At 75.6% G+C, this 7,692-nt stretch carries 6 protein-coding genes and 2 pseudogenes; 4 read left to right on the top strand and 4 right to left on the bottom strand.

Going from position 1 to position 7,692, the window contains the following annotated elements:
* From ACWEQL_RS39230 to ACWEQL_RS39240, 3 genes and pseudogenes are all read right to left on the bottom strand, one after another.
* Nucleotides 1-329 (bottom strand): annotated as a pseudogene (locus ACWEQL_RS39230) (hypothetical protein); the annotation flags it as partial.
* Entirely contained in the window at nt 329-2,002 is a 1,674-nt protein-coding gene (locus ACWEQL_RS39235) for a DUF3492 domain-containing protein (RefSeq protein WP_452155864.1), read from the bottom strand. The gene ACWEQL_RS39235 and the pseudogene ACWEQL_RS39230, both read right to left, overlap by 1 nt.
* Before the next feature lie 311 nt (nt 2,003-2,313).
* Nucleotides 2,314-3,240, bottom strand: coding sequence for an alpha/beta fold hydrolase (locus ACWEQL_RS39240; RefSeq protein WP_452155866.1), 927 nt, complete (start codon nt 3,238-3,240; stop codon nt 2,314-2,316).
* 222 nt (nt 3,241-3,462) lie between these two features.
* Here ACWEQL_RS39240 and ACWEQL_RS39245 point away from each other — a divergent pair, with 222 nt between their 5' ends.
* The 3 genes from ACWEQL_RS39245 to ACWEQL_RS39255 all read left to right on the top strand — a co-directional run bounded on the left by ACWEQL_RS39245 (nt 3,463) and on the right by ACWEQL_RS39255 (nt 4,966).
* Nucleotides 3,463-4,131 carry a TetR/AcrR family transcriptional regulator gene (locus ACWEQL_RS39245; RefSeq protein ID WP_452155868.1) on the top strand — a complete coding sequence of 223 codons (669 nt, stop codon included), beginning with the start codon at nt 3,463-3,465 and terminating at the stop codon, nt 4,129-4,131.
* 168 nt (nt 4,132-4,299) lie between these two features.
* Nucleotides 4,300-4,527 carry a DUF3107 domain-containing protein gene (locus tag ACWEQL_RS39250; RefSeq protein WP_452155870.1) on the top strand — a complete coding sequence of 76 codons (228 nt, stop codon included), beginning with the start codon at nt 4,300-4,302 and terminating at the stop codon, nt 4,525-4,527.
* A 127-nt stretch (nt 4,528-4,654) separates the two neighbouring features.
* Nucleotides 4,655-4,966, top strand: coding sequence for a hypothetical protein (locus tag ACWEQL_RS39255; protein ID WP_452155872.1), 312 nt, complete (start codon nt 4,655-4,657; stop codon nt 4,964-4,966).
* Nucleotides 4,967-4,995: 29 nt separating this feature from the next.
* Here ACWEQL_RS39255 and ACWEQL_RS39260 read toward each other — a convergent pair whose 3' ends face one another.
* Complete coding sequence (locus ACWEQL_RS39260) at nt 4,996-5,724, bottom strand: ferritin-like fold-containing protein (RefSeq protein WP_452155874.1); 729 nt, start codon at nt 5,722-5,724, stop codon at nt 4,996-4,998.
* Between the two features lie 456 nt (nt 5,725-6,180).
* Between ACWEQL_RS39260 and ACWEQL_RS39265 the strand changes: the two are divergent.
* A pseudogene (locus tag ACWEQL_RS39265) lies at nt 6,181-7,632 on the top strand (DEAD/DEAH box helicase); the annotation flags it as partial.
* Nucleotides 7,633-7,692 lie beyond the last annotated feature (60 nt).

Below are 7,692 nucleotides of genomic sequence, written 5' to 3' on the forward strand. Positions count from 1 at the left end.
GGCGGGGCCGCGGCCGCGGCCGCGCACGGGAGGACGGCCAGCGCGGACGTGCGCAGGGCGGCGGCGGAGCGCCGCTGCCAGGACTCCTCGGGGGCGGGCGGCCACGGCCGGGCCGGGGGCAGGCGCGGCACCCGGGCGTACAGCTCCTCGGCGAGCGCGAACAGGTCGGTGTGCCGGCAGCGGGCGGCCGTGGCCGCACCGTGCCCGGCCTCCTCCAGGCCGGCCGCGATCTCCAGCGGGTCGACGGCCCGCTCGCAGAGTTCGCGGTGCTCGGCCATCAGCTCCCGGACCGGGTCGCCCACCGGCCGGGGCGTCACCCCGGCGGCCATCAGACCGCCTCCGCCAGCGCCCCGGTCCGGGCCGGCGCGTCCGCCGCCGGCCCGGCGTCCCGCTCGTCCGCGTCCCGGATGTCGGCAGCGCGGGCCCGGTCATCGCGGGCACGGTCGTCGCGGGCCGGGTCGTCCGGGACCGGCCCGGGGGCGCCCGCCCGGCCGTCGGCGAGCCAGTACTCGGCGGGCCGGGCGAAGGGCCGCGGCCGCGCGGGCTCCCCGGCCGCGCCGCCCGCCGGGAACGCCGGCCACTGGGAGACCAGCTCCAGGTAGATCTCCCGGAAGGCGCCGATCACCGGCTCGACGGCGAAGCGTTCCTGCGCCCGCAGGCGGCCCGCCAGCCCGAGCCGGTCCCGGCGTTCCTCGTCGTCGAGCAGGGCCAGGCAGGCCCCGGCCAGGGCGCGCGGGTCGCGCGGCGGGACGAGCAGCCCGGTGGGCCCGACCACCTCACGGGCGACGCCGACGTCCGTGGAGACCACCGCGCGTCCGCTCAGCATCGCGTCGGCCAGCAGCCGCGGGCCGCGCTGGGAGAGCGCCGAGAAGACCAGCACCGTGCCGCTCTCCCAGGCGGCCGCGAGCGAGGCGGGCCGTCCGGCGAGCTCGACCGCGCCGGCCACGCCCAGCCGCTCGGCCACCGCGGCGCAGTGCGCCCGGTAGCCCGGCGCGGCCTCCTCGCCGTACATCAGCAGCCGGGCGTCCGGCCGGGCGGCCCGGACGGCGGCGAAGGCGTGCAGCATCAGCTCGGCGTCCCGGCCCGGCTCCAGCGGGGCGGCCCAGACCAGCGTCGGCGCCGCGGGCTCCGGCCCGGCCGCCGCCCGGGCCACCGCCGGGGTGCCCTCGTACACCACCCGGGTGCGCGCCGGGTCGGCCCCGCAGCGCCGCTGCCACTGCTGGTCGTGGGCGCTGCCGGGGGTCAGCAGGGCCGCCCGCCGGTAGGTCTCCTCGGTGAGCGCCCGGAAGAAGGCCAGCAGCAGCGCCCGGACCGGCCACCGGTACGGCGCCTCGCGGTAGCCCAGGTACCGCTCGCGCAGGTGCAGCCCGTGCTCGGTGACCACGAACGGCACCCCGTGCAGCTGCCTGGCCACCAGCGCGGGCAGCGCGGCGGGGCCGCCGCCGGCCACGTGGCAGAGGTCCACCGCGCCGAGCCCGCCCGGCCCGGTGCCGTACCACGGCGCGGAGAGCGGCCGCAGGCACTGCTCCAGCAGGTCGCCCGCGACCAGGACGTCGCAGACCAGCGGCTGGCCGGCCGAGGTGTCGGCGCCCGGGGAGCGCCAGACCCGCTCCAGCACCCGCCGGGCCCGGCCGGAGGCGAGGAAGGCGGGCAGCCCGCCGTCCTCCCGGCCCAGCTCGGCCAGCCGGTACAGGCCCGGCCCGAAGGAGGCCCGCTCACCCGGCATCACCAGGGCCCGGACCAGCTGCTCGTACGCCCCCGCGTAGTCGCGCCCGCGCAGGGCGCCGGGTCTCCTCCCGGCCGGGCGGGGCCCCCACAGAGCCAGCCCGTGCACCCCGCGCCACGGCCCGGCGGAGCCGTCGGCCGCATCCGGGCCGTCCGACCCGGCCAGCACGTACAGCTCGAACTCGTGCTCGGCCAGGCCCTCCACCAGCCGGGCACACCAGCCGCCACCACGGGGGGCGAACACACGTGCGCCCTCGGTGAGCAGTGCAACGCGCACGGGAGACCTCCACAGCAGAGCGGATCAACGGATTGCCTGTCGCCTGAGCAGTCGCCTGACCCGAACGGCCGGGAGCCGGGGCCGGCCCGGCCGACAGCAGTGCGCTCCGGGGGCACGCGCCCGCTCCGGGCGGCCCGGCCGCGCGGAGCCCTCCCGCGACGGCCCGGCGGCCCCTCCGGCCGCCGCGGCCTCCCCCACACCTGTTCGGTCCGACAGCAGAAAGGTAGGACCGTGGTGCGGCAATCCATCGGTCACATGCCTGGCTGCCACCTGAACGAGTGAACCGGCGTGACCTCGCCCCGAACGGGGCGTTACCCGGCGGTGTCCGCGAGCAGCTCCCGCACCGCCCGCGCCACCTCGCGCGGGTGCTCCATCATCGCCACGTGCCCGGAGTCCGGCAGCACCAGCAGCCGGGAGTCCGCGAAGGCCGCGCAGGCCCGCCGCGCCGAGCGGTACGAGACCAGCTTGTCGCGCAGCCCGTACACCAGCAGCACCGGCACCCGCACCTGCTCGGCCTGCCGCCACAGCGCCTGGTCTCCGCGCTCGGTGTACGCCGAGACGATCCCGCGCGCCGAGCCGGCCAGCACCTGCGCCGCGTACGGCAGCCCGGTGCGGCGGCGGTACTCGGCCACCGCCGCGGCCCGGGCGGACGGCGACAGCGCGGCCGGGTCCCCGTAGACCAGCCGCAGCAGGTCCTCGGTGGCCGCCTCCGGAGTGCGTCCGGCCGGGGCCAGCCGGCCCATCAGGGCGGGCAGGCCGGGCACCGCGAGCAGGCCGGTCGGCCAGGCGCTGCGCTGCGGCGGCAGCTCGGGCAGGGCGGGCGAGACCAGGGTGAGGCTGCGCACGAGGTCGGGGCGGAGCGCGGCGAGCCGGACGGAGACCGCGCCGCCGAGCGAGTTGCCGAAGAGGTGCACCGGCCCGCGGCCGGACCCCTCCAGGTAGCCGATCACCGCGCGGACGTGCCCGTTGACCGAGACGTCGCCGTCGGCGGGCGGGACGGAGCGGCCGAAGCCCGGCAGGTCCACGGCCTCGCCGTCGACCTCCTCGGCGAGCTCGGCGCGCAGCGCGTCCCAGTTGGTGGACGAGCCCGCGAGACCGTGCACGAACAGCGCCGGGGCCCGGCCGTCCGGCCCCCCGCCGAGGGCCCCGCTCACCGCCAGGGCGGCCCCCGGGACCTGGACCGTGCGGTACTGCGCGGGCTCCCCCGCGCCGGTGCGGACCTGCTGCTCAGCGCTCATGGTGGACGATGGTAGTGAGCCCCGGCCGGAAGGTCCCGGGCCCGGTCGCCCCCGCGCTACCCGGTCCCGACCCCTGCCGGAGGCCCTGGCCGGAGCCGTATTGTGGGCTCCCGACAAGGGGGCCTTGTGCTTTTCTCACGCTCGCCGAGGGCGAACGCGGTTACCGAAAAGTAGAATCAGTCACCTCAGCCAGCCCAGTCATCCCGTGAAGTGAGGAGCGCCGTGACGGCCATCCAGGAGGCGCAGGAGCGACCGCGCGGTGCCCGCCTGCCGCGAAGCGCCCGCCGTGAACAACTGCTCGGTGCCGCCCAGGAGGTGTTCGTCGCGCAGGGTTACCACGCGGCCGCCATGGACGACATCGCCGACCGCGCCGGGGTGAGCAAGCCGGTGCTCTACCAGCACTTCCCCGGGAAGCTGGAGCTCTACCTGGCGCTGCTGGACAAGCACTGCGACGCCCTGGTCGAGTCGACCCGCGAGGCGCTGAAGACCACCACCGACAACAAGCAGCGGGTGGCCGCCACCATGGAGGCGTACTTCAACTACGTCTCCAGCGAGTCCGGCGCCTTCCGGCTGGTCTTCGAGTCGGACCTGACCAACGAGCCCGCCGTGCGCGAGCGCGTCGAGCGGGCCGCCGAGGCCAGCGCGACGCTGGTCAGCAAGGTCATCCAGGAGGACACCGACCTGCCCGAGTCGGAGTCCAAGCTGCTCGCCGCCGGCGTCTGCGGCCTGGCCCAGATCACCGCCCGCTACTGGCTCTCGCAGGGTCTGGAGATCCCGCGCGACGAGGCGGTGCGGCTGGTCGCCAGCCTGGCCTGGCGCGGGCTCAAGGGCTTCCCGATGCACCCCGGCGCCGAGGCCCCGGGCGAGCAGCCGAGCCCCGCGGCGGAGTAGCCGAAGCCTGCGGGGGAGCAGCGGGCGGACCGGCGTTACGCCGACCTTCGCCTCGGCGATCTTCCCGTGCTCTATGGTGAAGCCGTACGGCGCGGTCGCCGCGAACGCTTGTCCCAGGCGGCTCGGTGCCCGCGCGTGGATGGCTGCAACCCCGGAGGGACGGAAGCCGTGGAGGTCAAGATCGGCGTGCAGAACGCGCCGCGCGAGATCGTGATCGAGAGCTCGCAGACTGCCGATGAGGTCCAGAGCGCGGTCGCCAGGGCGCTGGAGGGCACCGAGAAGCTCTTCGCCCTGACCGACGAGCACGGCCGCCGCGTCATCGTCCCGGCCGAGCGCCTGGCGTACGTGGAGATCGGCGAGCAGGCCGCCCGCAAGGTCGGGTTCGGCACGCTCTGAGACGCCTCACCGGTGCCCCGTTCCTCCTGTGAGGAACGGGGCACCGGCGTGTGTACGGCCGGGTGGGCGGGGGTACGGCGACAAGTACGGCCGTCCGGCCGCACGCCCGTTCCCCGGGGAGGCAGCCTTGCTGGTCGAGTCGACCGTCCTCGTCCTCATCGGCCTGGTGGTGGCCGCCGTCGCGCTGACCGCGCTGCCCGGTCTGTTCCCCCAGTCCAGAGGCCTCACGGTCGGCACGGCCGTGGTGTCGTCGCTGCTCAGCGGGGTGATCGCGCACCTGTCGCTGGCCGGGCGGTACCCCGCGCTGATCCTGGCGCTCGCCGCGACCGGCTCGGCCCTGCTCACCTCGGTACTGGCCCGGCCCGACCTGGCCGCCGCACGGCAGCCCGCGCACCGGCAGCGGGCCCGCGGCACGCACCGGCGCCACCGGCCCGCCTGAGACCGGCCGCGGCGGCGCCGGGCGGGGGCTCAGGAGGCCAGGCCCAGCACCGCCATCCGCTTGGTGTGCGCCTCGGTGATGCGGTTGAACATCTTGCCGACCTCGACCAGGTCGAAGCCCTGCACGTGCGCGCCGCCGACCAGCAGGTTCGACAGCGCGTCCCGCTCGGCGACCACGCGCTGCGCCTGGCTGAGCGCCTCGCCCATCAGACGCCGGCCCCAGAGCGCCAGCCGGCCGCCGACCTTGTGATCGGCCTCGATGGCCTGGCGCACCCGGTCGACCGCGAACTGCGCGTGCCCGGTGTCCGACATCACGCTCAGCACCAGGTCACGGGTGTCGTCGTCCAGGCGGACGGCCACCTCGCGGTAGAAGTCGGTGGCGATCGCGTCGCCGACGTACGCCTTGACCAGGCCCTCCAGCCAGTCCGAGGGCGCGGTCATCCGGTGGAACAGCTCCAGCGGCTCGACGAAGGGCTCCATCGCCTCCTGCGGGTTGGCGCCCACCTCGGCGAGCCGGTCGTGCAGCCGCTGGTAGTGCTGGAACTCCGCCGACGCCATCCGGGCCAGCGCCGCCTTGTCGGCGAGGTCCGGGGCGAGCTTGGCGTCCTCGGCGAGCCGCTCGAACGCGCTCAGCTCGCCGTACGCGAGCGCCCCCAGCAGGTCCAGCACCGCGGCCCGGTAGCCCGGGTCGGCCGAGCAGGTCGCCCAGTCCCCGATCGAGCCGGCCGCGATCCCCTGCGTCTCACCGTTGGTCTCCATGACCCGCCACCTTAAGGCCTGCCCGACGATTCCCGCCGGGCGCGCGACGGGGCCGGTTCCGGGGTCCGGCGCGGACGTGTCAGACGCGTCACGTGTTCGAGTCGTCGGGTGACTGTATGGTGGTAGGGAGGCCCGTAGTGCTCGCTCGGTTGTCACCGCCGTCTCGGTGCACCGGCAAGCCCGGGCACTCGACGTACGCGGATGCCCGGTCGGAGAGCCGATCGGCTCCGACCATGGCTTGGACTTCAAGCCCTGGCACCGCATCAGTGGCCGAGCGAGGGCCTCGGCGGACCGCGCCTCCCGGCGAAGGTCCCGCGCAGGTCCCTCACGGGAATCCTCCCCGACGCCGCCGGCGACGCGCCCCCGCACCGGGCCGCGCGCACCGGCCGGCCGCAGGGACCGGCGCGGTTGTGCGACCGCTCAGCTGTACCCGGGCCGACAGGCCCTCACACAGCCGTGCGGCTGCCCGCCCGCCGCTCGCTCTCGGCCCCTCCACACGGAAGAGGCAGCACCCTGTCCACCACCGCTGAACCCACCAAGACCACCTTCCGGGACCTGGGGATCCTCCCGGAGACCGCCGAGGCCCTGGAGGCCGTCGGCATCGTCCACCCCTTCCCCATCCAGGAGATGACCCTCCCGGTCGCGCTGACCGGCCACGACGTCATCGGCCAGGCCAAGACCGGCACCGGCAAGACCCTCGGTTTCGGCCTCCCGCTGATCGAGCGGGTCGTGGTCCGGGCCGACGTCGACGCCGGCCGCGCCGCCGAGGAGCAGCTCTCCGACTTCCCGCAGGCGCTGATCGTCGTCCCGACCCGCGAGCTCTGCACCCAGGTCACCAACGACCTGCAGACCGCCGGCAAGGTCCGCGACGTGCGCGTGCTCGCCGTCTACGGCGGCCGGGCCTACGAGCCGCAGGTGGAGGCCCTGAAGAAGGGCGTCGACATCGTGGTCGGCACCCCGGGCCGTCTGCTCGACCTGGCCGGCCAGAAGAAGCTGAACCTGTCGAAGGTCCGCTCGCTGGTCCTCGACGAGGCCGACGAGATGCTCGACCTGGGCTTCCTGCCCGACGTCGAGAAGATCCTCACCATGCTGCCGGCCAAGCGGCAGACCCTGCTGTTCTCGGCGACCATGCCGGGCCAGGTCATCAGCCTCGCCCGCCGCTACATGAACCAGCCGACCCACATCCGGGCCACCGCCCCGGACGACACCGGCACCACGGTCGCCAACATCGAGCAGCACATCTTCCGCGCCCACTCGCTGGACAAGGTCGAGATGGTCTCGCGCATCCTGCAGGCCGACGGCCGCGGGCTGGCGATGATCTTCTGCCGCACCAAGCGCACCGCCGCCGACGTCTCCGACCAGCTGACCCAGCGCGGCTTCGCGGCCGGCGCGGTCCACGGCGACCTCGGCCAGGGCGCCCGCGAGCAGGCGCTGCGCGCGTTCCGCAACGGCAAGGTCGACGTCCTGGTCTGCACCGACGTCGCCGCCCGCGGCATCGACGTCGAGGGTGTGACGCACGTCATCAACTACCAGTGCCCCGAGGACGAGAAGACCTACCTGCACCGGATCGGCCGCACCGGCCGGGCCGGCGCCTCCGGCACCGCCGTGACGCTGGTCGACTGGGACGACATCCCGCGCTGGCAGCTGATCAACAAGGCGCTGGACCTGCCGTTCAACGAGCCGGAGGAGACCTACTCCACCTCGCCGCACCTGTACGAGCTGCTGAAGATCGCCAAGGGCACCACCGGTGTCCTGCCGCGCTCCGAGCGGACCCGTGCCGGGCTCGGCGCGGAGGAGGTCGAGGACCTCGGCGAGACCGGCGGACGCGGTGCGCGTCCGGCCGGCGGCCGGGGCCGCGGCGGGGGCGGGGGCGCCCGCCCCCCCCCGGGCCCGCGCGCCCGCGGGGGCCCCCCACGCCCGTGAGGAGAAGAACGACCGATGACCGTCGTCCAGCTGGTCATCGGCCTG

It is taken from the genome of Kitasatospora sp. NPDC004240, assembly GCF_053603215.1.

What these genes read in the sequence shown, in the direction of transcription:
- ACWEQL_RS39240 (WP_452155866.1), bottom strand. Translation starts at nt 3,240, where the DNA reads ATGAGCGCTGAGCAGCAGGTCCGCACCGGCGCGGGGGAGCCCGCGCAG.
- ACWEQL_RS39260 (WP_452155874.1), bottom strand. Translation starts at nt 5,724, where the DNA reads ATGGAGACCAACGGTGAGACGCAGGGGATCGCGGCCGGCTCGATCGGG.